Origin of the sequence: Pseudovibrio sp. M1P-2-3 (genome assembly GCF_031501865.1) — a bacterium.
Lineage (GTDB): Bacteria > Pseudomonadota > Alphaproteobacteria > Rhizobiales > Stappiaceae > Pseudovibrio > Pseudovibrio corallicola.
Genome location: NZ_JARRCW010000001.1, coordinates 4,518,351 through 4,542,118, shown reverse-complemented (window position 1 = coordinate 4,542,118; position 23,768 = coordinate 4,518,351). Strand labels below are relative to the sequence as shown.

24 protein-coding genes are annotated in these 23,768 nt (G+C 48.2%); 10 read left to right on the top strand and 14 right to left on the bottom strand.

Translation table 11 applies throughout. The features are described 5' to 3' along the window. Window positions 1–101: 101 nt before the first annotated feature. Together dut and mutS are read right to left on the bottom strand one after the other, a co-directional pair. Window positions 102–548 carry a dUTP diphosphatase gene (dut, locus tag P6574_RS20060; protein ID WP_310621973.1) on the bottom strand — a complete coding sequence of 149 codons (447 nt, stop codon included), beginning with the start codon at window positions 546–548 and terminating at the stop codon, window positions 102–104. A 12-nt stretch (window positions 549–560) separates the two neighbouring features. Further along, complete coding sequence (mutS, locus tag P6574_RS20055; protein ID WP_310621972.1) at window positions 561–3,296, bottom strand: DNA mismatch repair protein MutS; 2,736 nt, start codon at window positions 3,294–3,296, stop codon at window positions 561–563. 141 nt (window positions 3,297–3,437) lie between these two features. Here mutS and P6574_RS20050 point away from each other — a divergent pair, with 141 nt between their 5' ends. Beyond that, window positions 3,438–5,720 carry an NADP-dependent malic enzyme gene (locus tag P6574_RS20050; protein ID WP_310621971.1) on the top strand — a complete coding sequence of 761 codons (2,283 nt, stop codon included), beginning with the start codon at window positions 3,438–3,440 and terminating at the stop codon, window positions 5,718–5,720. Window positions 5,721–5,927: 207 nt separating this feature from the next. Here the strand turns inward: P6574_RS20050 and P6574_RS20045 are convergent, their stop codons facing one another. The 3 genes from P6574_RS20045 to P6574_RS20035 form a co-directional block, all read right to left on the bottom strand. Continuing rightward, window positions 5,928–6,713: a GNAT family N-acetyltransferase gene (locus P6574_RS20045; protein ID WP_310621970.1), complete on the bottom strand. Its 786-nt coding sequence runs from the start codon at window positions 6,711–6,713 to the stop codon at window positions 5,928–5,930. 86 nt (window positions 6,714–6,799) lie between these two features. After that, on the bottom strand, window positions 6,800–7,837 hold the full coding sequence (rsgA, locus tag P6574_RS20040; RefSeq protein WP_310621969.1) for a ribosome small subunit-dependent GTPase A: 1,038 nt from the start codon (window positions 7,835–7,837) through the stop codon (window positions 6,800–6,802). 273 nt (window positions 7,838–8,110) lie between these two features. After that, a complete protein-coding gene (locus tag P6574_RS20035; protein WP_310621968.1) occupies window positions 8,111–8,284 on the bottom strand; it encodes a hypothetical protein in 174 nt (57 codons plus the stop codon). A 116-nt stretch (window positions 8,285–8,400) separates the two neighbouring features. Here P6574_RS20035 and P6574_RS20030 point away from each other — a divergent pair, with 116 nt between their 5' ends. Next, on the top strand, window positions 8,401–9,057 hold the full coding sequence (locus tag P6574_RS20030; RefSeq protein ID WP_310621967.1) for a phosphoribosylanthranilate isomerase: 657 nt from the start codon (window positions 8,401–8,403) through the stop codon (window positions 9,055–9,057). Between the two features lie 10 nt (window positions 9,058–9,067). Then, a complete protein-coding gene (gene trpB, locus P6574_RS20025) occupies window positions 9,068–10,282 on the top strand; it encodes a tryptophan synthase subunit beta (protein WP_310621966.1) in 1,215 nt (404 codons plus the stop codon). 68 nt (window positions 10,283–10,350) lie between these two features. Here the strand turns inward: trpB and P6574_RS20020 are convergent, their stop codons facing one another. Then, on the bottom strand, window positions 10,351–11,250 hold the full coding sequence (locus P6574_RS20020) for a methylated-DNA--[protein]-cysteine S-methyltransferase (protein WP_310621965.1): 900 nt from the start codon (window positions 11,248–11,250) through the stop codon (window positions 10,351–10,353). A gap of 95 nt (window positions 11,251–11,345) precedes the next feature. After that, window positions 11,346–11,900, bottom strand: a complete 555-nt coding sequence (locus tag P6574_RS20015; RefSeq protein ID WP_310621964.1) for a DUF2244 domain-containing protein — start codon at window positions 11,898–11,900, stop codon at window positions 11,346–11,348. Window positions 11,901–11,916: 16 nt separating this feature from the next. On the opposite strand from P6574_RS20015, the gene nth reads away from it, so the two are divergent. Continuing rightward, complete coding sequence (gene nth / locus P6574_RS20010) at window positions 11,917–12,648, top strand: endonuclease III (protein ID WP_310621963.1); 732 nt, start codon at window positions 11,917–11,919, stop codon at window positions 12,646–12,648. 42 nt (window positions 12,649–12,690) lie between these two features. Here nth and irrA read toward each other — a convergent pair whose 3' ends face one another. Next, window positions 12,691–13,122: an iron response transcriptional regulator IrrA gene (irrA, locus tag P6574_RS20005; RefSeq protein ID WP_310622209.1), complete on the bottom strand. Its 432-nt coding sequence runs from the start codon at window positions 13,120–13,122 to the stop codon at window positions 12,691–12,693. 353 nt (window positions 13,123–13,475) lie between these two features. On the opposite strand from irrA, the gene fabA reads away from it, so the two are divergent. From fabA to fabI, 3 genes are all read left to right on the top strand, one after another. After that, window positions 13,476–14,003 (top strand): 3-hydroxyacyl-[acyl-carrier-protein] dehydratase FabA, encoded by a 528-nt coding sequence (gene fabA / locus P6574_RS20000; RefSeq protein WP_310621962.1) that lies wholly within the window; start codon window positions 13,476–13,478, stop codon window positions 14,001–14,003. 87 nt (window positions 14,004–14,090) lie between these two features. Beyond that, window positions 14,091–15,308 (top strand): beta-ketoacyl-ACP synthase I, encoded by a 1,218-nt coding sequence (gene fabB, locus P6574_RS19995; protein WP_310621961.1) that lies wholly within the window; start codon window positions 14,091–14,093, stop codon window positions 15,306–15,308. 51 nt (window positions 15,309–15,359) lie between these two features. Next, window positions 15,360–16,169, top strand: coding sequence for an enoyl-ACP reductase FabI (gene fabI, locus P6574_RS19990; protein ID WP_310621960.1), 810 nt, complete (start codon window positions 15,360–15,362; stop codon window positions 16,167–16,169). A 53-nt stretch (window positions 16,170–16,222) separates the two neighbouring features. On the opposite strand, the gene P6574_RS19985 is transcribed toward fabI, so the two are convergent. Next, window positions 16,223–16,765 (bottom strand): SH3 domain-containing protein, encoded by a 543-nt coding sequence (locus P6574_RS19985; RefSeq protein ID WP_310621959.1) that lies wholly within the window; start codon window positions 16,763–16,765, stop codon window positions 16,223–16,225. Window positions 16,766–17,004: 239 nt separating this feature from the next. Here P6574_RS19985 and P6574_RS19980 point away from each other — a divergent pair, with 239 nt between their 5' ends. Then, window positions 17,005–17,991 (top strand): 2-hydroxyacid dehydrogenase, encoded by a 987-nt coding sequence (locus P6574_RS19980; RefSeq protein WP_310621958.1) that lies wholly within the window; start codon window positions 17,005–17,007, stop codon window positions 17,989–17,991. A gap of 139 nt (window positions 17,992–18,130) precedes the next feature. Here P6574_RS19980 and dnaQ read toward each other — a convergent pair whose 3' ends face one another. From dnaQ to P6574_RS19955, 5 genes are all read right to left on the bottom strand, one after another. Further along, entirely contained in the window at window positions 18,131–18,838 is a 708-nt protein-coding gene (gene dnaQ / locus P6574_RS19975) for a DNA polymerase III subunit epsilon (RefSeq protein ID WP_310621957.1), read from the bottom strand. A 20-nt stretch (window positions 18,839–18,858) separates the two neighbouring features. Then, a complete protein-coding gene (gene coaE / locus P6574_RS19970) occupies window positions 18,859–19,446 on the bottom strand; it encodes a dephospho-CoA kinase (protein ID WP_310621956.1) in 588 nt (195 codons plus the stop codon). Continuing rightward, the gene (locus tag P6574_RS19965; protein ID WP_310621955.1) at window positions 19,446–20,279 is read right to left on the bottom strand and encodes a shikimate dehydrogenase; all 834 of its coding nucleotides are present in this window, start codon (window positions 20,277–20,279) and stop codon (window positions 19,446–19,448) included. The genes coaE and P6574_RS19965 overlap by 1 nt, the downstream gene beginning before the upstream one ends. Next, a complete protein-coding gene (locus P6574_RS19960) occupies window positions 20,276–20,872 on the bottom strand; it encodes a Maf family nucleotide pyrophosphatase (RefSeq protein ID WP_310621954.1) in 597 nt (198 codons plus the stop codon). Before P6574_RS19960 ends, P6574_RS19965 begins: the two co-directional genes overlap by 4 nt. A gap of 69 nt (window positions 20,873–20,941) precedes the next feature. Then, window positions 20,942–21,784, bottom strand: coding sequence for a pyruvate, water dikinase regulatory protein (locus P6574_RS19955; protein WP_310621953.1), 843 nt, complete (start codon window positions 21,782–21,784; stop codon window positions 20,942–20,944). A 427-nt stretch (window positions 21,785–22,211) separates the two neighbouring features. Between P6574_RS19955 and hemE the strand changes: the two genes are divergently transcribed. After that, window positions 22,212–23,240 carry a uroporphyrinogen decarboxylase gene (gene hemE, locus P6574_RS19950; protein WP_310621952.1) on the top strand — a complete coding sequence of 343 codons (1,029 nt, stop codon included), beginning with the start codon at window positions 22,212–22,214 and terminating at the stop codon, window positions 23,238–23,240. A 21-nt stretch (window positions 23,241–23,261) separates the two neighbouring features. Continuing rightward, a complete protein-coding gene (hemJ, locus tag P6574_RS19945) occupies window positions 23,262–23,690 on the top strand; it encodes a protoporphyrinogen oxidase HemJ (RefSeq protein WP_310621951.1) in 429 nt (142 codons plus the stop codon). Window positions 23,691–23,768 lie beyond the last annotated feature (78 nt).

The window sequence follows — 23,768 nt, the reverse complement described above, 5'->3', positions numbered from 1 at the left end:
AAGGCATTGAGACGTTTCATTGAAACAGCTCAATGCCTTAACCTGTTGTTTAGGCGCGTATCTTTAACCGAAAACCGTCATCCACTTTTCGGCGATACACTCTAGTGACTTCCAGAGGAACCGAAGCCGCCAGTTCCCCGATCTGTCTCATCCAGTTCGGTCACTTCCTCAGTTGCCATTTGAACAACAGGAGCAATTACCATTTGAGCTATCCGCATACCGCGTTCAATTATGAAAGGCTTCCTTCCGTGATTAATGAGGATCACCTTCACTTCACCACGATAATCAGAATCGACAGTTCCAGGGGAGTTCAGCACTGTCACTGCGTGTTTTGCTGCCAAACCAGAGCGAGGACGAACTTGCCCCTCAAACCCTCTAGGTATCTCCATTGATAAGCCTGTCTCAATCAAAGCATGCTCGCCGGGCAATAGTTCAATGGGGTCAAAATTGGCGGCCCTCAGGTCCATACCGGCGGCATCCAAGGACTCATAGGCGGGAAGAGCCAAGTCCTGATTATTTGCTAGGCGTTTGATTTTTAAACTACTCATGACCATCAATCTTTAGTTTTCAGCTTGTTTGTCTTTCAGCGATTGCTTGAGCGCATATAGCGCCTCATGTGCTTGCCTTGGTGTCATCTCATCAGGGTCAAACGTTTCCAGCAAATCAATCACTTGGTTGTTTTCAGGTTGCTGAACTTCTGTTTCAGCTATCTGTTCCAGAGGCTTGTTGAAGCCGGCAAACAACGGAAGGTCATCAATAAGAGCTTCAGAGGACCCTTTATGATCCTGCTCTTCCAGTTGCGTCAGGACCATCTGCGCTCTTTGAACAACCGCTTTTGGCAGCCCTGCCAACTTGGCAACTTGAATACCATAGGAACGGTCAGCCGCTCCGGGCACAATTTCATGAAGAAAGACCACTTCTCCATTCCACTCTTTAACCCTGACAGTCGCATTGTCGAGCCGCGATAAGCGGTTCGAAAGCGCCGTCAGTTCATGGTAGTGTGTTGCAAACAAGGAGCGGGAACGATTGGTTTCATGCAGGTGTTCAATAGCCGCCCAAGCAATCGACAGACCGTCAAACGTCGCTGTTCCGCGTCCAATTTCATCAAGAATAACCAGCGAGCGCTCGGTTGCCTGATTGAGAATGGCAGCAGTTTCGACCATTTCCACCATGAAGGTCGAACGGCCACGAGCCAAATCGTCAGCCGCACCAACCCGCGAGAATAAACGGTCGACAACCCCAATGTGGGCGGCATCGGCAGGGACAAAACACCCTATCTGGGCAAGAACGGAAATGAGCGCATTTTGCCTCAAGAATGTGGATTTACCAGCCATATTGGGACCGGTAATTAGCCAGATCTGGCCGAGTTCATCCCCGCTTGGCCCCAAATTCGCGTTGTTCGCAACAAACTGTTCGCCGGAGGTCTTCCGCAGTGCCTGTTCCACAACTGGATGGCGTCCGCCTTGAATATCAAAGGCGAGTGAAGAATCTACCATTGGCCGAATGTAGTTTTCTGCTTCTGCCAGAACGGCAAAAGAAATCGAGACATCTAACAGGGCCAGAGCATCGGACGCAGATTTGATTTTTGGGCCTGCCGTGATAATCGCTTTGGCGAGCTCTTCAAAAATTTCCAGCTCAATGGCAAGAGCACGTTCACCTGCACTTGCAATCTTGGATTCAAGGTCAGCAAGCTCCGTGGTGGTGAAGCGCATGGCGCCGGCCATAGTCTGCCGGTGAATAAAGCGCGCACTATTAGAGGAAAACGGTTCACATTGGGCTGTTGGGGCCTCCATAAACCAGCCAAGCACATTATTGTGCTTAATTTTCAAGGAACGAACTCCAAGTTCCTCGGATAGGTCGGCCTGCATCTGCGCAATAACCTTACGGCTTTCATCGCGTAAGGATTTCAGCTCATCCAGATCAGTGTTGTAGCCCTTTGCAACAAATCCACCATCCCTTTTAAGGAGAGGCGGCTCGTCACCAATGGCCTGAACCAGCGTTTCTCCCAACTCATGCGGCGCTTGTCTCAAGCACTCCAAAGCATGCAGAATTTCTACTGATTGCACATTACTGCTCGCAATCAGCCCTGCAATTTCACGGGCAGTTTCCAAGCTTAAAGCAATGCTTTGCAAATCACGTGGTCCACCGCGCCCTACGGCAAGGCGAGACAACGCACGGGGCATGTCTGGAGCTGCTTTCAACAGCGAGCGAACATCTTCCCGCAACATCGTATCGGATGTGAAACAATCTACAGTATCATAGCGTTTATTGATCTGATCCGGATCGGTCAGCGGGCTTGCCAGACGGCTGGTTAACAGGCGGGAACCCGCACCTGTAACCGTTTTATCAAGGGCAGATAGCAAACTGCCCCGTCGTTCGCCGCTCAAAGTGCGCGTCAGCTCAAGGTTTGCTCGCGTTGCAGGATCAATAAGCATTTGACCCGTTGCAGCTTCCTTGGACGGGCGGTCGAGAAGGGGGCGTTCCCCCAATTGAGTTTTCTCAATGTAGGCCAGAACAGCGGCAGCAGCTGTCAACTCGGCGCGAGAGTAGCTGGCAAAACCATCCAGTGTGCCAACGCCGAAAAAAGAGGAGAGGCGATCGGCCGCTGTGGCTCCGTCGAAATAAGCTTTAGGTACAGGGGAGAGCGCCGCATTTCCTCCCTCCAGCACCATACGAATGTCTGGTTCTTGCAAAACAGCGTCGGCAACGACAAGCTCACTGGGCTCTATACGTGCAAGGTCCGCCCCGAGCCGTACATCATCAGATTCAGCAACCCGAAACGAACCCGTAGACATATCAATCCACGCAAGGCCAAACAGGTTGGCGTCGCCGCCAACTCCAGCTTTCAAACGTGAAACGGCAGCCAGATAGTTATTGCGCTTCGCATCCAGTAGGCGGTCTTCGGTCAATGTTCCCGGTGTCACAAGGCGAACAACATCACGCTGGACAACCGACTTCGCACCCCGTTTTTTGGCCTCAGCAGGACTTTCAGTCTGCTCACACACAGCGACACGAAAACCAAGGCCAATAAGTTTTTGCAGGTAATCATCAGCGGCATGAACGGGAACCCCGCACATGGGAATATCCTCGCCCTGATGCTTACCCCGTTTAGTCAGAGTAATTCCAAGCGCCCGAGATGCATTTTCGGCATCCTCAAAAAACAGCTCGTAGAAGTCACCCATTCGGTAGAAGAGCAGACTGTCAGAGTTTGCAGCTTTGATTTCAAGGTACTGCGCCATCATCGGCGTTACGCGATTTACGTCGCCAGCTTTTTTTGTAGCAGATTTCGTCGTCATGCTGGAAACCTTACCAAAATGGATAGGCTCTTTCACGATTGTTCGTAGCTCTGAAAGCTTGAGATAGCGATTTTACGGGGATAAGGTTCAGCACATTTCACTAGTGGTACTCAGGCTGACTCGAAAAAAGGTTCATAATAAATGCCAGCAACGGATAAAACGGCAAACAGCCAAATTAATTTTACAGATCAAGATGCCCTTCAATTCCATCAGCAAGGCAGGCCTGGTAAACTAGAAATAACCCCAACTAAATCTATGGCAACTCAGCGAGACCTGAGTTTGGCATACTCTCCAGGTGTTGCCGTACCTGTTCAAGAGATCGCCAACGACCCAAGCAAGGCCTTTGATTACACCACCCGTGGAAATATGGTTGCAGTGATATCAAACGGTACCGCTATTTTGGGAATGGGAAATCTGGGTGCTCTTGCCTCCAAGCCGGTAATGGAGGGTAAGGCTGTCCTGTTCAAACGGTTCGCTGATGTGGATTCAATCGACTTGGAAGTTGATACCACAGACGTGGATGAGTTCATCAATAGCGTTCGCTATCTGGGCCCGTCTTTTGGCGGCATCAATCTGGAAGACATCAAGGCTCCGGATTGCTTCATCATCGAGCAGCGTCTTCGCGAACTCATGGATATACCCGTATTTCATGATGATCAGCACGGCACGGCGATTATCGCAGCAGCAGGCCTGATCAACGCTCTTCACCTGACAGATCGGCATATCAAAGACACCAAAGTTGTCTGTAACGGGGCAGGGGCTGCAGGCATTGCTTGTATTGAACTCATCAAAGCAATGGGCGTCCCCCATGACAACGTCATTCTTTGCGACACCAAAGGCGTTATTTACAATGGTCGCCCCGAGGGCATGAACCAGTGGAAGAGCGCACACGCTATTGAAACCGACAAAAGGACACTCGCGGAAGCTCTGGATGGGGCTGACGTGTTCCTTGGTGTATCCGTAAAAGGTGCCCTGACCCCCGATATGCTCAGTTCTATGGCCGCAAAGCCGATTATTTTCGCAATGGCAAATCCGGATCCAGAAATTACACCGGAAGAAGCGGCGGAAATCCGCAATGACGCGATCATTGCAACAGGGCGTTCTGATTATCCCAATCAGGTCAATAATGTTCTTGGCTTCCCCTATATTTTCCGCGGTGCTCTGGATGTGCATGCAACCACAATCAACGATGAGATGAAAATTGCCTGTGCGCAAGCTCTGGCTAAGTTGGCACGGGAGGAAGTGCCCGATGATGTTGCCGCAGCATACAGGGGAACAAGACCTCGTTTCGGACCCGAATATATTATTCCGGTGCCATTTGACCCACGTCTCATTTCCGTTATTCCACCGGCGGTCGCACGGGCAGCCATCGACAGCGGTGTTGCCAAAAGGCCGATCGTCGATTTCGAGAACTACACAAACCACCTAAAATCAAGACGCGATCCGGTTGCGGGCACAGTTCAAAATATCGTTTCCAAAGTTAGAAGTAATCCCAAACGGATTGTTTTTGCCGAGGGTGAGGAAGAGGCCGTTATCCGCGCTGCCTCCTCTTATGTGGCGCATGATTTGGGTGAAGCAATTCTGGTGGGCCGCGAGGATGAAATCAGGGCCAATGCTGCATCCGCCGGTATTGATATCAACCGGCAGGGCATCACCATTGAAAATGCTCGAATTTCAAACCAAAACAGTGAGTATGCCGACTTCCTATACTCCAAATTGCAGCGTCAAGGCTTCCTGCACCGCGACTGCCAGCGGCTGGTAAACAGTGACAGGAACTATTGGGCATCCATTATGGTGGCCAAAGGCGATGCGGATGGCATGGTAACAGGCTTAACACGCAATTATTCTGTTGCTCTTGAAACAATCCGCCACTGCATTGATGCCAAACCCGGACATACCGTTATTGGTGTTTCCCTAATCATCAGCCGCGAAAAAACCGTTCTGGTGGCAGATACTGCTGTTCACGAGATGCCAACATCCGAAGAGCTTGCAGATATTGCAGAGGAAGCGGCCCACGTTGCCCGCCGCCTTGGATATGAACCACGTGTCGGTCTGCTGGCAAACTCCACTTTTGGACATCCAAAAGGCGAGCGCTCTGACCGCCTCATAGAGGCTGTAAAAATCCTAGATAACCGTCATGTTGATTTTGAGTATGATGGTGAAATGGGCGCTGAAGTTGCGTTGAATATGGATAAAATGGCGGCTTACCCGTTCTGCCGTTTATCTGACACTGCAAACGTTCTTGTCATGCCAGCCTTCCACTCCGCTTCCATTGCAACAAACATGCTGCAGGAACTGGGTGGAGCTACAGTAATCGGGCCTCTTTTGGTGGGAATGGACCAGCCAGTTCAAATCGTACCAATCGGCGCGAAAGACACCGATATCTTCAACATGGCGGCAATTGCGGCCTTTAATATTACCTAGGTTCTACACCATTTGATTGGATGCGCAGGACGCGCGTCCTGTGCTTTTAGGACCACCAGAAATTATGAAACACTGCCCACCGCATTTAATCGAGTGGGCAGTGTCAAAGGCCAAAACGGACAGTCAACAAGCCGCTTTTAAGCCTCCTTATCCAAAATTTTTCAATCCAAAGTTATCTTAAGGGCCTTCGCCCAAGTTTACCGTCACTTACACAACGTATTCCCATAGATTCCGCAGATTAACGGGCGAAAAACCGGCTCGTTGACAGTTACGCAGGCTGATGCTGTTGGGTAAAACATCTGTCAAAAGCACCTGAACATCCCTCAAACGTGCATAATTTATACGCGTTTGAAGCAGTGCCTGTTGGCAACCTCGCCCACGGTAAGGCTCAAGCGTGATAGCATTCGCTAAAATGCCTTTGGTTCCCTCTATGAAAAGAGTTGCACAGGCACACGGGACACCTTCAAAATAAGCGACAAAGCCCACAAACTTGTCAGTACAATAAAGATGCTTGCGCCTCTGCCAGAGATCATCATCACATGTAAGTCCTGTCGTTTTTTTCAAAACCTCCAAAAATGTATCAACGCGGTTATGTGAAATCACTTCGACAGTAACTTGAGAGGAAGAGTTACCTGCTCCGTCGTTGGTTTCCATTGCAAGAAATATCAAGGATTGAGAGGGATGATATCCTAGTTTTCTAAGGATCTGCGTTGTCTTTACAGTTAAAGCCTCTGGTTCAAGATCAATGCGAGGCTTGATGCCAAAAGAGGAATATTCCCGCATCGCAAGCGGCAGATTTTCCAGCTCCCTGTCACACAGGCCCAGTATACGGTTATCACGAGGGCGGTTCTCATCAATCAAGAGTGTCAGACCGCCAATGTTTGTGAGGTAGAACCGACTTTCAGAAGCTGCGGAAAGAGCGCGTTCTGCATTGAAATGCGCGTAAGAAATTTCCAAGTTTTTCAGGTCATTATTCATAGGTAGTAATGTCATCAAATTCTCCGGAGACGGGAAAGAAAAGCGAGGCCCTTCCTTTCCCGTGCCTTCAGGTCTATTAGAAACAGGCGTACGCTCTGCCGCTAATATCCCTTCAAAATTCTGTTCGTGGATGATGTGTGCTTGGCATGCATGGCAAACTTTTTTTGCCGTTTCCGTCTTTGGGCAATTGTTTCGCTGTTGTAATGATCTTCCCGCAAGAGTTTTTGCCAGCGTTTGAAGCGCTTTTCTTCCAACATCCCCTCATTGATGGCCCTTTGAATGGCGCAATGTGGTTCGCTGTCGTGTTGACAGTTAGAAAAACGGCAGTTGCCCGCCAGTTCTACAAGATCATCAAATACGGCATTGATCCCATCACTCACATCAAACAGGCGGAGCTCTCTCATTCCCGGAGTATCAATAACCCATCGACCATTGGGGGTTTTATAAAGACCACGAGACGTGGTCGTGTGGCGCCCCTTTGCATCATCCTCACGAATATATCGAGTGGTGGCGTTCTCTCCTGTCATTGTATTGAGGAGTGTTGTTTTGCCAACGCCAGAGGAACCGCACAAAGCAGCGGTTTGTCCCTTTTTCCACCAGTTGAATAACTGCTCTACCTGATCTTGCTCCCTGTTATCCAGCGCGATAACCGGTATGTTTTGGCCCAAAGAAGCAGTGTGATTTATATATTCTTGAATATCATCACAAAGATCAGCCTTACCCAGCAGTACCACGGGCTGAATGCCGGACTGGGCCGCCATAACTATGTAGCGTTCAAGGCGGGCGATATTAAAATCGGCATTGCAAGATGTCGTAATGAACAAAACATCAAGGTTTGTTGCAATCAACTGAGTACGAGCATCCTCTCCAGCGGCCCCACGTTCTAGGCAGGAGAACCGTTCAAGACGTCGATTTACTTTAGCTTGCGCCTCTAAGAGGACCCAATCTCCAACGGCGTATTCACCGGAACTTGTATTGGAGGGAAGAATGGGGATCAGTTCACCGTTTGTCGTAATTACCCGAAGCTCATTACGGTGAACCTTTGAAACACGGGCAGGTGTAAGTTCATTCAGCTCATAGGTTTCGAGCTGCATCATAAAAAAAGACGACCATCCAAGGTCGAGCAGACTGGAATTCATTGAATATGCCATGATTGGAAACACAAAGAATGCGCGCCGCAGCAAACGCATGCGGGCCAAGGCTTCGTCAGGCAGGAAGAAATAAAGAGGCGCTAAGCGGCCTTAAACTTGAAAGGTCAAACCTACCTGAAGATGGGAAACAACAATCATAAAACGCACCTCCTAGGCTGACAATAAAAGCTCGTTCTTTATTAAAGATAAACCGAGCAAGATTTGAATTTGTCCAGAAATACCATTGAACCTGAGTTTTCTATCTGGATGTAGCAGGCCTTGTCAAGGAAGAGATTTCCCACATTGCAAGGAGCCAGCGCAAACCTGCTTGTACATAACAGGAGCTTCCATGTGATAGCGTAGGGAGGTGGTTTGAGCCTTTGCCTGCACAAAGGGACCACCAATCAGGATTGCTGCTATTAAAACCAGAAAGGCGATCGTCAGATATCTTTTCATTTTTCTCATTGTACCCGTCTCGTAATCAGTTCAGTGCTCACCAGGAGAGGTGACTTGGATTACGTTTTCTGCTTTAAATGCGGTTGATACTTACGTGAGAACAAGGTCTAAATGTGGTGAGTAAGCCTCTCATAAAAATTTGCGGACTATCAAATGAAGCTACAGTTAATGCTGCTCTTGAAGCTGGAGCGGATATGATCGGCTTTGTGTTTTTTCCCAAAAGTCCACGCCATATTTCGCTCAGCAAGGCCAAAGAGCTCTCCGCCCTTGTGAAGGGCAAGGCTACAGTTGTTGCCCTGACCGTGAATATGGAAAATAGCGATCTGGAACAAGTTGTAGAAGCTTGCTCCCCCGACCTGATCCAGCTTCATGGCTCGGAAACAAAAGAGCGGGCAAAGGAAGTGCGCGCGCTCTTCAATATTCCGGTTATGAAAGCTTTCGGAATTGCTGAGAAAAGTGACCTTGACTCGGCTCTGGGCTATGAAGACAGTATTGACCGTTTTCTTTTTGATGCCAAACCACCCAAAGATGCAGACTTACCCGGTGGAAACGGCGTCAGCTTTGATTGGAATATTCTCAATAATCTTGAACTTGAAAAACCGTGGATGCTTTCAGGTGGCTTAAACCCTGAAAATGTACGAAACGCCCTCGTTCTATCAGGCGCTCTTGGGGTCGATGTCTCCTCTGGTGTTGAAAGCCAGAAAGGACTAAAGGATATTGAGTTGATTAAAACGTTTGTGCGTGAAGCCACGCAAGCTAACCTGAAAGTTTAAGGACCATCCGATGAATCAAACCCCAAACACCTTACGCTCAGGTCCAGATGATTGTGGTCACTTCGGTAATTTTGGCGGTCGTTTCGTTGCCGAAACACTTATGCCTCTTATCCTCGATCTGGAAAAAGCTTATAGTGCTGCAAAAGCCGACGAGACGTTTCTGGATGAAGTCAAGAACCTCAATAAATATTACACTGGTCGGCCATCCCCGCTTTATTTTGCAGAGCGCCTGACGGAAGAGCTGGGCGGCGCGAAAGTTTACTTCAAGCGTGATGAGTTAAACCACACAGGCTCCCACAAAATTAACAATTGTTTGGGGCAGATCCTTCTGGCAAAGCGCATGGGCAAAAAGCGCATCATTGCTGAAACCGGCGCAGGGCAGCACGGTGTTGCCACAGCCACAGTCTGTGCCCGTTTTGGTTTGCCATGTGTTGTTTACATGGGGGCAACAGATGTAGAGCGCCAAAAGCCAAATGTTTTCAGAATGAAGCTTCTGGGCGCCGAAATTGTTCCGGTAACCGCAGGTGCAGGAACTCTCAAAGACGCTATGAACGAAGCGCTGAGAGACTGGGTGACAAATGTTGAAGATACCTACTACCTGATCGGAACCGCCGCAGGCCCGCACCCATATCCGGAAATGGTCCGTGACTTCCAATCTGTTATTGGGGACGAAACCAAAAAGCAGATGATGGAAATGGAAGGACGCCTGCCGGACGCACTTGTGGCAGCCGTTGGAGGTGGTTCCAATGCCATCGGCCTGTTCCATCCATTCCTTGATGACAAATCTGTAAAAATCTACGGTGTTGAAGCAGGTGGTCGCGGGCTGGAAGGTGACGAGCATTGTGCATCTTTGACAGCCGGAAAACCCGGCGTTCTACATGGAAACCGGACTTACCTGCTACAAGATGATGATGGGCAGATTTTGGAAGGCCACTCCATTTCCGCCGGTCTGGATTATCCCGGCATTGGTCCAGAGCACTCATGGCTGAAAGACACAGGTCGAGTGACGTATGTGACGGCCACCGATACCGAAGCGCTTGATGCGTTCCAAATGCTGACCCGTGTTGAGGGGATCATTCCGGCACTAGAACCAAGCCATGCATTGGCCCAAGTGGTAAAACTGGCTCCACAAATGGATAAAGACCAGATTATTGTCATGAACCTGTGTGGGCGCGGTGACAAAGACGTCTTCACCGTCGGTAAAATGCTCGGATTCGACCTCTAATTCTTTGATTTTAAAACGTCAGAGCGGGCAGTACTGTCCGCTCTTTTTGTTGGTCATGAGGTTAAAGCCTAGCCCTCTTGATTGAGTGCAAACCCCATTTCCCATCCCATAATTGCTTTTTTGCGGGTTAGACCCCAGTGGTAGCCACAGAGCTTGCCACTTTTTCCCAAAACGCGATGACAGGGAACAACAAAAGCAAGCGGGTTCTTCCCAACCGCAGTTCCCACGGCTCGCGATGCTCTCGGGCTACCGACCCTTTCAGCAATGTCAGAATACGTCGTCGCAGCTCCCATAGGGATTTTAAGAAGTGTTTCCCAAACACGGATTTCAAAGTCAGATCCGATAAACACCAGTTTGAGGGGGTTATCACTCGTCCATTGATCAGGATCGAAAACACGTAGAATATAAGGCTCTGTCACGCTGGGGTTTTGAATAAACCGGGCGGCAGGCCACCGGCGGCACATATCTTCCAGCACTTGCTGTTCATCACCATCATCAGCAAAGGCCAGCCCTGCAAGCCCTTTGTCTGTCGCCATTATGAGAGCTTTCCCAAACGGACTTTGGTGAAAGCCATAGGAGATTTGTACACCTTCTCCCCGGCGGCGATATTCGCCCGGTGTCATAGCCTCATGGGTTACAAACAAATCATGCAATCGGGCAGGACCTGATAAGCCCAGCTCATAGGAGGTTTCAAAGACAGAAGCGGAGTCTTTTAGGAGTTGCCTTGCATGGTCCAAAGTAATGGCCTGCAGAAACTGTTTGGGCGTTATTCCTGCCCACCGAGAAAACACCCGCTGTAACTGAATGGGCTGAAGACCCACCTGATGAGCAAGGCTTTCTAGCGATGGCTGCTCACGCCAGCTGTCACTAATGGATTTAAGCGTATCCTGAATGACCCGATAGTCCGCAAAAGCTTCTTCAGAATGTAAACGCTTAGACTTTTTAAGAGCCTGACCAAGATTAATCATGGTTTCACCCTTATCCTCTTTTAAAAATTTCGTGATGAACTCCTACCAGTATTACAAAATGAAGACGACCCGATAACCGAGCTGCACACCAAATACTAGTTTAACGGGTAGCCCCTGTTATTTTGAACCGCCTGAAGTAATGCCAATGAAAACGAGCGGTAAAAAGAACTGCGATCCGCAGGGTTTAAGAAGCACCCGATTTCCACCCGCCGTCCTCTGGCAAACAGAAAAATCTGCGATATTTCTACATCCGTATCCTCTGTTTTCTCCAGACGGGCATAATAGGGGTTACACCGGAACTCACAGACCTTCCGCCTGAGTGCGACATGCTTTACCACAACTTCAAGGGCGGATACCGAGACCTCTTCATATACCTTGGCGTCAAGGTTGTTTCTTCTGAAACAAAACCCTAGCAATATTGGTATAGCTAATAAAAACAATGAGATGAGCCAAGCACCCATAAAATAGAAGGCTATGGAGACAGCCGTAAAAACTCCTCCAAAAATTCCCAACACTATTCTGGTTCCCGTTTTAGTCAGGGACCGATAGGGCGTCAGAACAGCTCTAAAGAACACGGGAAAGTCAGTCTCACTATTTTGAGGGAATTCTACACTTACCTGCTCAGATTCATTGCGGCGGCTAGGGGACATGAACTATATAGATCCTATGACTGACCAAAAGATCATCCAGCCTCAGACTAAAAAAGCTCTAAATACAGCAGGTACGAAGGCAAAGCGTAAGCCCGTGCGCCGCTCCCGTTATTCAAAGCAGGAAATACAGGAGTTATTTGAGGTTTTTCAACGTTATAACCCAGAGCCTAAAGGGGAGTTGGACCACACCAATGAGTTCACTTTGTTGGTCGCGGTTGTTTTATCCGCTCAAGCAACTGATGTTGGTGTTAACAAAGCGACAAAATTTCTCTTCCAAATGGCAGATACTCCCGAGAAAATGCTGGCTCTTGGGCTGGATCGTATCAGGGAAGAAATTCGCACCATTGGCCTTTACAAAACAAAGGCGAAGAATGTGTACCTGTTGTGCCAACAGCTCATCGACAAGCATGATGGTAAAGTGCCTCAAACCCGTGAAGAACTGGAAGCTTTACCGGGCGTGGGAAGAAAAACAGCAAATGTGGTGCTCAATATAGCTTTTGGTCAGCCTACCATTGCCGTAGATACGCATCTCTTCAGGCTGGGAAACCGCCTTGGTCTTGCTCCGGGAAAAACTCCGCTGGAGGTTGAGGAGAAGCTTGCGAAAATTCTACCAAAAGAGTTTATACGCGATTCTCATCACTGGTTGATCCTGCACGGGCGCTATATTTGCAAAGCCCGAAAGCCCGAATGCCATCGCTGCATTATCTTTGACCAATGCAAAAGCAAGGAAAAGCAGATCAATCTCTGATTTGAAATGAATCGTTTAGCTTGGGACCAAAAACCCGTGCAGTTAACTCACGAGTTTTTTGCGGACCCGTACGACGATTTCAACTCGGGAAATCTCCATACCCTCAGGTGGTTCTGGTATATTATCCAATTGCAGGCCACTTACAGGTATATCAACAACGCGGTTTTCTTCTTCAAAAAAGAAGTGATGGTGGTCTGTTGTATTGGTGTCGAAATAGGTCTTGGTGCCTTCAACAGCCACTTCCCGCAAAAGTCCTACTTCTGTGAACTGGTGCAGTGTATTATAAACCGTTGCAAGAGAGACCGGTACACTCGCAACCATTGCCTCTTCGTGAAGCTCCTCAGCGGAAATATGACGATTTCCCTGCCCAAACAGAAGGTTAGCGAGCGCAACACGTTGGTTTGTTGGCCTTAAACCAGCATGTCTTAGCTTATCTTTTACACCCTGACCTAGGACCTCGCCGACGATACCCATCAATACCTTCACATATTCATTGCTTCTAAGAAGCATTATCATAAACAATTATAACCAGATTGTATAATTCTTTCTCTTAGTTCATAGGAAAACTCAAAGAGGCCCGCTTCTGCGACCAGTTTAACTTACGCATGAAAAATCATCAAATCCCCTTAAAGCTGACATAGCAACAATACTTAAACACCTTCAGAACTACTCGTTAAACACCTGCCGCTAGCGAGACCCTTTCAGTATGTTACAGCATGTGATAGGAGTTGCTCGACAGTTTATAATTGAAATCAAACATCTCATGGTTTTGTAACTGCTCACTATTGTTGCCAAGTCATGATGGTGTAAAACTTTGCGGAAAAAGAATGCACGAACAGCGTTCAAGTTATGATTATGAAGATCTCCTAGCCTGCGGTCGCGGCGAACTCTTCGGACAGGGAAACGCCCAGCTTCCAGTCCCCCCCATGCTCATGTTTGACCGTATCACCCAGATTTCCGAAGAAGGTGGTGAGTACGGAAAAGGTCACATGCGTTCCGAATTCGAGATCAAGCCTGACCTTTGGTTCTTCGAATGCCATTTCATTGGTGACCCGGTAATGCCTGGTTGTCTGGGCCTTGACGCTCTATGGCAAATGACAGGCTTCTACCTTGGGTGGCTAGGTGAGCCGGGTAAAGGTCGTGCCCTTTCTTCAGGCGAAGTTAAGTTCACAGGAATGGTTACTCCCTCCGTCAAAAAGCTGGAGTTTGGTGTAGACATGAAACGCGTTATGCGTTCGCGCCTGAAACTTGCAATTGCTGATGGCTGGGTAAAAGCAGACGGAGAAACAATCTTCACTGCAAAAGATCTACGTGTTGGGCTTTTCCAAGAAGAAGCCACATCCGAAACAAAATAATAGTACTCAAGATAACTTGAGAGATATCTGATAATTATAGGAAAGTTACCATACGTGACTTTCCGTAATCAACCACGGGAGTTCCTCATGAGGCGTGTGGTCGTTACCGGTATGGGTATTGTTTCCTCACTAGGAAACGATGTTGAAGAAGTTCAGGCAAGCCTGCGTGAAGGTAAATCGGGAATTGTGCGCGCTGATAAGTACGCAGAGCTCGGATTCCGCTGTCAGGTCCACGGACAACCCACTCTTGACCCTTTTGAAAAGCTCGATCGTCGTACGACACGCTTTATGGGCGAAGGGTCCGCTTGGGCCTATATTGCCATGGAGCAAGCCATTGTTGATGCTGGACTTTCCGAGGAGCTCGTTTCCAACGATCGCACAGGTCTCATCGTGGGATCAGGTGGCCCCTCTACCCAAGCAATCGTAGAAGCTGCCGACATCACCCGTGAAAAAGGTCCACGCCGCATTGGCCCAACAGCCGTTCCAAAGGCTATGAGCTCAACCAACTCGGCGACCCTTGCAACTCCCTTTAAAATTCATGGAGTAAATTACTCCATTTCAGCTGCTTGTGCGACAACGAATATCTGTATCGGAAACGCAGCCGAGCTGATCCAGTGGGGCAAACAGGACATTGTCTTTGCCGGTGGCGGAGAAGATCTGCACTGGTCACTATCCAACCTGTTTGATGCCATGGGCGCCATGTCCAGCAAGTATAACGATACTCCTGAGACAGCATCGCGTCCCTACGATAAAAACCGAGATGGCTTTGTAATTGCAGGCGGTGGCGGCATTCTGGTTCTTGAAGAGTTGGAGCATGCCAAAGCACGCGGAGCAACCATTTATGGTGAGGTTGTCGGCTATGGAGCCACATCAGACGGCCATGACATGGTTGCACCAAGCGGTGAGGGTGCTGCACGCTGTATGAAGTTGGCGCTTGAAACTGTGGACTGTGAAGTGGACTACATCAACCCACATGCCACATCCACTCCAGTTGGCGACGTGAAAGAAATCCAAGCGATTCGCGAAGTCTTTGGAGATAAAGTCCCTAAAATTTCTGCAACAAAATCCCTTTCCGGTCACTCTCTAGGGGCTGCTGGTGTTCATGAGGCAATCTACTCTCTTCTCATGATGCAAGGGGACTTCATTGCTTCTTCCGCCCATATTGAGGAAATTGACCCAGAATTCTCCGACTTGCCAATTGTTCGCGAACGGATTGACAATGCTGGTTTAAATTGCGTTCTCTCCAATGGCTTTGGCTTTGGTGGAACCAACGCAACCGTAGTTTTCAAACGTTACACTGATTAAGCAAGATTAAATGGAAATGGGAACACTACCGTTGTCTCTAGGAGAATTACTATGAGCGATTTGATGAAAGGTAAGCGTGGCCTTGTAATGGGTGTCGCAAACGACCATTCCATTGCTTGGAGCATTGCCAAATCGCTTGCTGATCAGGGTGCGGAAATGGCTTTCACCTATCAAGGGGAAGCCTTTGGCCGCCGTGTAAAACCCCTTGCGGACAGCATTGGTTGCGACACATTGATACCTTGCGACGTGGAAGATCTGGAAAGCGTCGATAATGTCTTCAATATATTAAAGGAAAAATGGGGCTCTATTGATTTCCTTGTCCATGCGATTGCGTTTTCAGACAAGAGTGAACTAAAGGGCCTTTACGCAGACACAACCAGAGAGAACTTCTCTCGTACCATGTTGATATCCTGCTTCTCCTTTACCGAAGTTGCAAAGCGTGCTGCCGAGCTGATGGTTGACGGTGGGTCCATGCTCACACTCACCTATGGTGGGTCTACACGAGTCATGCCTAACTATAATGTTATGGGCGTTGCAAAAGCCGCACTTGAAGCTTCTGTCCGTTATTTGGCGATGGATTATGGTGAGCGGGGGATTCGCGTCAATGCCATGTCAGCGGGTCCAGTACGCACCTTAGCCGGTGCGGGGATTGCTGATTCTCGCCAGATGTACAACTATCAACAGGTTAACTCACCACTGGCAGACACAGTTAGCACCGAGCAATTGGGAGGCTCAGGCCTTTATTTGCTGTCCAGCTTGTCTGGTGGGGTTACCGGAGAAATCCATTTTGTGGATTCGGGCTACAATATTGTTTCAATGCCCCGTCTTTCACAGCTGAAAGCTTTTGATCAGCTGCGCTAACTTCTTTCAAAAGATCAGAAAAACTGCGGCCTTAAACCGCAGTTTTTCTTAGTTTAATCAACATTTTCGTCGGGATAAACACCAAAGAGACGGGTTTGATCCACCCAACCTTCAAAATCTTTTCCAGACACCCGGCAATACCCGTCCTTACATTCCAAAACCCCAATAAGAACATAGGGTTCCAATTCAGCAACCACCTTTTCATTGGGTCCGGGCTTCTTGCGTAAGGGCGTGTTACCACTAGAGCCTTCCCATGGGCTAACTAAGGCCGAACGATATCCGGTAAGTAGTGTTCTAAAGACCCATCCGGTCTTTCCCTCCCAGTCTCTAATCCGTCTCCACTCGTCGTATTCTTGAATAATTTCAACGGGTAAGCGTTCACGAACGAATGTCCAAGCCACATCATGTTCTCGGCTTGGGCCAACACGAACATTCACACGATCCGACTTAAGACTCACATATCTTGGGAGTGGCAAACCGGAGGCTCCAATGGAAGCTGCCTGAGCAAACGCAGTGCCGTTAAAAGTCAAGAGAAAGGTGATAAGTGCTAGTCCGCCTAAAAAATTTCTGTGGGCGAGAAAACTGTTTTTTGCCATAGTAGTTTCGAATCTTTTCATGGGGCAGAATCGTATTTAGGTTATGTCTAAAAGACGGGCCAAAAACTCGTCGTTTAATGGGGCTTTGTTAAACACCATCTTGTTTGATCTAAAAGATTTGGCAAGAGTTGTTTAACACTTATTTGGTGCTTAAGGAGATTCTTAAGTTGTCCACCCCCTCCAGAGGTGAAAAACATAGGGTATATTAACCCTAAATGGAACGTTAGAAGGCGGGAAACATGCCCAAGAAAAAGCCCGTTGTGGTTGTAACACGCAAGCTGCCTGAAGCAGTTGAAACACGTATGCGTGAGTTATTTGATACGCGATTAAACGACAGCGATGTGCCGTTCAGCCAGGCGGAGCTTGTTGAGGCTGTTAAAACTGCCGATGTTTTGGTTCCCACTGTTACAGACCGAATAGATGCCTCTGTACTCGCTCAAGCTGGCCCGGACCTTAAAATAATCGCCAACTTCGGCAATGGTGTCGATAACATCGATGTGGTCTCGGCAAATAACCGCGGAATAGCTGTTACAAATACCGCTGGTGTTATGACCGAGGACACAGCGGATATGACAATGGCCCTCATTCTTGCTGTTCCACGCAGGCTTGTGGAAGGCATTGAGAAGCTGGAGGAAGGCGACTGGGCTGGCTGGGCTCCCAACTGGATGCTTGGCAGACGCATTTGGGGCAAGAGACTCGGAATTATTGGCTTTGGGCGCATTGGTCAAGCCGTCGCACGCCGCGCAAAAGCCTTTGGCATGTCCATTCACTATCACAACCGCATTCGTGAACAGGTTGAGATTGAAGAAGAAGTGGAAGCAACCTATTGGGAAAGCCTTGATCAAATGCTTGCCCGCATGGATGTTGTCTCCATTCACTGTCCCCACACACCTGCAACTTACCACCTCTTATCAGCCCGCCGCCTGAAGTTGATGAAGCCTGACGCTTATGTGGTGAATACAGCACGTGGTGAAATCGTCGATGAAAACGCTCTCATTCGTCAAATTGAAGCAGGGGAACTTGGTGGGGCCGCTTTGGATGTTTTCGAGCGCGAACCTGCCATTAATCCCCGTTTGATTGCCTCCAAAAAGGTGGTCCTTCTTCCACATATGGGGTCTTCCACACTAGAGGGGCGTGTGGATATGGGCGAGAAAGTTATCATAAACATCAAAGCCTTTATGGATGGACACTGTCCACCGGACCGCGTTCTGCCTTCAATGCTCTAAACAACAAGTGCCCGCTTCTTCAGCGGGCTTTTACGCGTATCTTTGAAAAAGTAGGTACCGTTTTTGGTAAAAGGTACACGCCCAAACAATAGTTTAAAGCAGTGAGCTGTTTCAATAAATGCTTCACTGCTCTAATTTTCTAATCTCGGTATTTGTTCCAGATTGGATCTGCCTTCATACCGCTGATAAATTCCAGATGCAGTCTCTTCTCATCATCGGATAAACTGATTGGCAAGGGGGCAGGGCGCTGCTTTGCAGGCGGTTGCTCACTTACACCTGCTGCTGCATGATCGGCGCTGGTGGAGCTCTCTTCACCAATTAGACCCAGATTTTTCTGCTTACCCCCATTGAGCTCAAGGTACACTTCCGCAAGAAGCTCCGCATCAAGAAGCGCCCCGTGTTTTGTACGTTTGGAGTTATCAATCCCGTAGCGCGAGCAAAGGGCATCCAGAGAGGCAGAGCCCGTCGGATGCTTGCGCCGTGCCATGGTCAGTGTATCCAGTACCTGATCATTGGATATGGGCGGGCGCCCACATCGACCCAGCTCCATATTGATAAAGCCCATATCAAACGGTGCATTGTGAATAACGAGACGGGCATCGCCTACAAATGCGAGAAACTCATCGGCAATATCGGCAAACAGTGGCTTATCCGAAAGGAATTCAGCAGATAGACCATGCACCCTAAATGCGCCCTCGGGCATATCTCTTTGCGGGTTACAATAGACGTGATAGATGCGGCCCGTCGGGATGAAATTAATTAATTCCACCCCTCCGATTTCAACAAGGCGGTCCCCATCTAGTGGATTAAGGCCAGTTGTTTCCGTATCGAAGGAAATTTCCCGCATTTTATATCATTCCATTTGTACTAGGAGATTGCAGATACAGCTTTCAATATGGAAGCTACAGATGCCTCAGCCGCTTCAAGTCCTCTTCCTGTATCAATAAGGAAGTGGGCTTTTCTACGTTTTTCTGCATCACTCATTTGTTTGGACACAATAGAGAGAAATTTCTCTTCATTCATCCCTTCACGGGCCAGAACTCTCTGCCTTTGCACAGCTTCACTGGCTGTTACAACAACAACGGCCTGTACACGCTTTTCAGCTTTTGTTTCGAAAAGCAGAGGAATATCCAAAACAGCAACCCTGCGCCGTTGTTCCAGTGCTCTTTCTATAAACAACCGCTCTTCTTCATGCACCAAAGGATGTACGATTTCCTCCAATCGTTTCATTTCCGAAACATTCGAAAGGACGATTTTTCCAAGGGCTGCGCGGTCCACAATACCGTTGTGTACGACCCCGTCAAATGCCTTCGCAATTAATGGTACGGCCTTTTCCCGGTAGAGTTTGTGCACGGCTGCATCCGCATCATAAACCGCCGCCCCTTGCGCAGCAAACATCTTCGCAGTTGTAGATTTCCCCATCCCGATGGAGCCGGTAAGCCCGAGTAAAATCATTACATACGCCCCATATCCTTTAGAATTATCTGCCGAAGTTCATCCGTAACTGTGGGCGTTATCCCAAACCATTTCTCAAAACCGGAAACAGCTTGATGCAACAGCATCCCGAGCCCATCAACCACAGTGTTTCCACGCTCGCGCGCCCGCACAAGCAAGTCTGTCATCAAGGGCGTATATACAATATCTGTAACGACGGCGTCGGTAGGCAAGTTCTGTAAATTTATTTCGAGAGCGTTCTGTCCCTCCATGCCTAAGGAGGTTGTATTCACTAATAAGTTGCAGTTATCCAGAATTTTGGAGCGGTTATCCCAATGCTCAACAAGGACTCGGGATCCGAAATGGTCACGCAGACTCTGACTTTTTTCCAGTGTCCGGTTCAATATATGCACTTCTGTGAATCCTCGCTGCAACAATGCCCACACAATTGCCCGCGAAGCGCCGCCCGCTCCCAGCACCACAGCCTTTTGATGGTTCTTGTCCCAACCGGGAGCGTTTTGATCCAGATTCGAAACGAAACCGATACCATCTGTGTTCGATCCGCAAAGCTTTCCATCCGGGTCAAGCCAGAGTGTATTCACAGCGCCGATAGCTTTGGCTGCCTCATCAACCACCTCGGCACACTCAAGAGCTTTTTCCTTGTTCGGAATGGTCACATTCACCCCAACCAGACCGTTTTCCTTCAGACTCTTGAAAAAATATGCAGCTTCATCCGGAGGCACATCCCGTTTTTCATAGGTCCCTTCAAGACCATAGGTTTTTAACCAGTGATTATGGATCAAAGGCGAGCGGGAATGTTTGACAGGGTGGCCTGTAACTGCCGCAATTTTCATGGAAGAACAACCTCGTTTTGGCGCAGAAACGATAGGAGAGGGAGCAGGGGCAATCCAAGAATTGTAAAGTAATCCCCTTCAATTTTCTCAAAGAGTTGAAGACCCACCGCTTCCAGCTGATAAGCTCCCACACTACTGAGAATGTCGTTTCCAGCAGCTTCAAGATACCAATCCAAAAAGTTCGCGGAGAGATCCCGAACGTGCAGGTCCGCATAGGTCACTGTTTCCCATAGAGTTTCACCATTTCTGACCACGCAAACAGCGGAGTAAAGACGGTGTGACTTTCCAGAAAACTTCTCAAGTTGAGACCGGGCAGCAGCCATATTCTCCGGTTTCGTCAGCCTGTTTCCCTCAAATGCGAGAATTTGGTCGGCCCCAATAACCATACTGCCTTCATTGCGGCTGGAAACTTCCAAAGCTTTTGCGCGGGCCAATGCCGCTGCAAGTCCTTCAGGCGAAGCATTTGCTTCCAGAAGGGGCTTTTCCAATTCTCTTTCATCAACCTGTGCAGGATCAGTTTTGAAGGTCAGGCCAGCGTTTTTTAAGAGTTCTCCGCGAATCTTGCTGGCGCTCGCCAAAATAAGGCTGGTCATAAATAAAGGTCCTGTGCTTTCAATCGCTCTTTCCTTCACACAGACATAGGGCCACCTAAAATTCAAGTTTTATGACTGGTTCCCAGTCAAGGGTTTATGCTTTTGCAACAAAGAAATAATTTCGGTTGAGGTTTCTTCTATGGAACGCCTCGTAACATCAATAAGAGGCCAACCGTTCTCATTTGCCATTGCCTTACAAGCTCTTATTTCCTCGGCAATGGCTTTGCGGCTTACATAACTCTCATTTCTCATGGATTCCGAGAGGCCAAGAACTCTGTTTTGCCTAATCTCGCGAATACGGCTGGCGGTTGCTACAAGGCAGACCACAAGTGGTGCGCGGAGCTTGAAGACATTGCGCGGTAGCTTTATTTCGGGGACGATAGGAATATTTGCCGCTTTAATGCCCCGATTAGCCAAATAGATACAAGTGGGGGTTTTTGAAGTCCGGCTTATACCCAAAAGCACAACATTAGCGTCTTCCAGATCCGCTGTCTGCTGGCCGTCATCATGCAGCATCGTATAGTTAAGCGCTTCCATTCGCTCAAAATATACTTCATTGAGAACATGTTGCCCCCCAACACGCCAAGTTTCCGCAATGTTCAAGTAGTTATGAAACGCATCATACACGGGCCGCAGAATGTTGACGCAAGGAACCCCCAATTCACCGCATTTGTTTCTCAGCGCACTCTCCAGTGCTTCCTCAACAAGCGTAAACAACACAATTCCCGGTGCCCCTTCAATTTCCGAGAGCACGCAATTCAGCTGCGCTTCTGAGCGGATGAGGGGATAGATATGCTCAATCGCTTCTGTACCTTGATATTGAACGCTTGCCGCACGGACAACAGTAATCAAAGTCTCACCAGTTGAGTCAGAAACCATGTGTAAATGGAAGTAGTTAGCATCGTTTCCCATGAAATAATCCCCAACAGGGCCGAGAATCTATGACAAGTGCTGATAACTGAGCCCCTCTTTGAAAACTGTACCACTAGACAGAAATTGATCAACAACTCACAGGCATGAGAAAACGGAATCCGAAACAATCTGCATTCTTTGGATTACACATATTTTTGTGAGTCTTTTCACAAATTAAATTGCAGAAAATCCAACAGATAATTTGTGATATATTATAGCTATATATATGTTTTAATTAGTTTTTTTAAGAGTTATCGACTCCTGTTAGAGACTCTATGCCAATAATAAAGTCCCAGTTTTTAAAATCTCACTAGTGGTTAGTGCATTGTGGAGTTTATTTGATCCATGTAATCCACTGCCTAATAGAAACAAAAACCAATATATAAGAATCTTTATATTAGAGTGATCGTGGAAAAGAGGTTCAGCAATGCAAGCTCATGAACGTAGTGTCATGCGGGTACTAAATGGCGAGAAGCTTGAGCGCCCTCCAATTTGGATGATGCGTCAGGCAGGAAGATATTTACCCGAGTACCGAGCTGAACGCGCAAAGGCTCCAAACTTTCTCGATTTCTGTTACAATCCAGATCTCACCACAGAAGTCACTCTTCAGCCGATCCGCCGTTATGGCTTTGATGCAGCCATTCTCTTTTCTGATATCTTCGTTGTCCCCGATGCACTTGGGTATCCTGTATGGTTTGAAGAGGGCAGAGGGCCTGTATTGGAACCACTCAGCTCTGAGCTCGTTGCAAAACTTGATCAGGCAAGGACAATGGTGCATTTGGCACCTGTTATCGAAACAGTGGAACGCCTGCGTGCACAGTTGCCTAATGAAACCACCCTTCTAGGCTTCTGCGGAGCTCCATGGACGGTTGCCTGCTATTCTGTAGCCGGACACACCACTCAAGATCAAACAGCGGCTAGAATCGGCTCCTATCAAGATCCTGAGCTTCTTGCAGCTTTCATCGACAACCTTGTCGAAGCTTCAATCACTTATTTGATCGCTCAATTGAAAGGCGGAGCCGACGCTCTCCAGATATTTGACACTTGGGCAGGTGTTCTCGATGACACCGGTTTCAAGCGCTGGTGCATTGAACCCACAAAAAAGATCGTAGAGGGCGTTAAAGCGGTCTACCCTGATGCCAAGATCATCGGCTTCCCAAAAGCCTCTGCAGCACGCTTAGAAAGCTATGTTCGGGAAACTAAAGTAGATGCAATTGGTCTGGATTGGACAGTACCCGCTGAAGTTGCCCAGAAAATCCAGAAGCTGGTTCCAGTTCAGGGTAATCTGGACCCAATGAGGCTTGTTGCCGGCGGTAAAGCTCTTGATGAGGGTATTGATTACACAATCGAGACACTGAAGTCCGGGCCACATATCTTTAACTTGGGTCACGGCGTCACACCGCAGACATCTCCGGATCATGTTATGCAGATGGTTAAGCGCGTTAAGGGGCTTTAACAGCAAAGGTAGGGGCAGAAAATGTGGGATGCATATAGCTGGGCAAAGTCCCTGCATATAATTTCAGTAATATCCTGGATGGCTGGAATCTTCTATCTACCCCGGCTTTTCGTATATCATTCCGGAGCCGAAACAGGCTCCCAGATGAGTGAAACCTTCAAGGTTATGGAGCGCCGCCTTCTGAAAGCGATTATGAATCCGGCGATGATGGCCAGCTGGATCTTCGGCTTGTGGACTGTGTATATCCTTGATGCCTATCATGACCTCTGGTTTATACTAAAGGTCTCTCTTGTTATCTGTATGACTGCCTATCACATGGTTTTAAGTGGACATGTGAAACGGTTTGCTGTTGATCAGAATAAAAAGAGTGAGAGATACTTCCGGATTATCAATGAAATTCCTACTCTTTTAATGATTGCCATTGTCTTTATTGTAATCTTCAAGCCCTAATTCTTGTGGCAGAGCTATAAAAATTGAGAAATCTGAGATTTCAGTGTGTTTTGCTACTTGCTGAACTCATCAGATTTC

Coding starts and splice junctions, on each gene's coding strand:
- P6574_RS19985 (WP_310621959.1), bottom strand. CDS start 16,765: ATGGCAAAAAACAGTTTTCTCGCCCACAGAAATTTTTTAGGCGGACTA.
- dnaQ (WP_310621957.1), bottom strand. CDS start 18,838: ATGCGGGAAATTTCCTTCGATACGGAAACAACTGGCCTTAATCCACTA.
- P6574_RS19960 (WP_310621954.1), bottom strand. CDS start 20,872: ATGACCAGCCTTATTTTGGCGAGCGCCAGCAAGATTCGCGGAGAACTC.
- P6574_RS20045 (WP_310621970.1), bottom strand. CDS start 6,713: ATGACATTACTACCTATGAATAATGACCTGAAAAACTTGGAAATTTCT.
- P6574_RS20035 (WP_310621968.1), bottom strand. CDS start 8,284: ATGAAAAGATATCTGACGATCGCCTTTCTGGTTTTAATAGCAGCAATC.
- coaE (WP_310621956.1), bottom strand. CDS start 19,446: ATGATTTTACTCGGGCTTACCGGCTCCATCGGGATGGGGAAATCTACA.
- rsgA (WP_310621969.1), bottom strand. CDS start 7,837: ATGAATTCCAGTCTGCTCGACCTTGGATGGTCGTCTTTTTTTATGATG.
- fabB (WP_310621961.1), top strand. CDS start 14,091: ATGAGGCGTGTGGTCGTTACCGGTATGGGTATTGTTTCCTCACTAGGA.
- P6574_RS19980 (WP_310621958.1), top strand. CDS start 17,005: ATGCCCAAGAAAAAGCCCGTTGTGGTTGTAACACGCAAGCTGCCTGAA.
- P6574_RS20050 (WP_310621971.1), top strand. CDS start 3,438: ATGCCAGCAACGGATAAAACGGCAAACAGCCAAATTAATTTTACAGAT.
- P6574_RS19955 (WP_310621953.1), bottom strand. CDS start 21,784: ATGGGAAACGATGCTAACTACTTCCATTTACACATGGTTTCTGACTCA.
- P6574_RS19965 (WP_310621955.1), bottom strand. CDS start 20,279: ATGAAAATTGCGGCAGTTACAGGCCACCCTGTCAAACATTCCCGCTCG.
- dut (WP_310621973.1), bottom strand. CDS start 548: ATGAGTAGTTTAAAAATCAAACGCCTAGCAAATAATCAGGACTTGGCT.
- mutS (WP_310621972.1), bottom strand. CDS start 3,296: ATGACGACGAAATCTGCTACAAAAAAAGCTGGCGACGTAAATCGCGTA.
- nth (WP_310621963.1), top strand. CDS start 11,917: ATGACTGACCAAAAGATCATCCAGCCTCAGACTAAAAAAGCTCTAAAT.
- hemE (WP_310621952.1), top strand. CDS start 22,212: ATGCAAGCTCATGAACGTAGTGTCATGCGGGTACTAAATGGCGAGAAG.
- fabA (WP_310621962.1), top strand. CDS start 13,476: ATGCACGAACAGCGTTCAAGTTATGATTATGAAGATCTCCTAGCCTGC.
- trpB (WP_310621966.1), top strand. CDS start 9,068: ATGAATCAAACCCCAAACACCTTACGCTCAGGTCCAGATGATTGTGGT.
- hemJ (WP_310621951.1), top strand. CDS start 23,262: ATGTGGGATGCATATAGCTGGGCAAAGTCCCTGCATATAATTTCAGTA.
- fabI (WP_310621960.1), top strand. CDS start 15,360: ATGAGCGATTTGATGAAAGGTAAGCGTGGCCTTGTAATGGGTGTCGCA.
- irrA (WP_310622209.1), bottom strand. CDS start 13,122: ATGGGTATCGTCGGCGAGGTCCTAGGTCAGGGTGTAAAAGATAAGCTA.
- P6574_RS20020 (WP_310621965.1), bottom strand. CDS start 11,250: ATGATTAATCTTGGTCAGGCTCTTAAAAAGTCTAAGCGTTTACATTCT.
- P6574_RS20015 (WP_310621964.1), bottom strand. CDS start 11,900: ATGTCCCCTAGCCGCCGCAATGAATCTGAGCAGGTAAGTGTAGAATTC.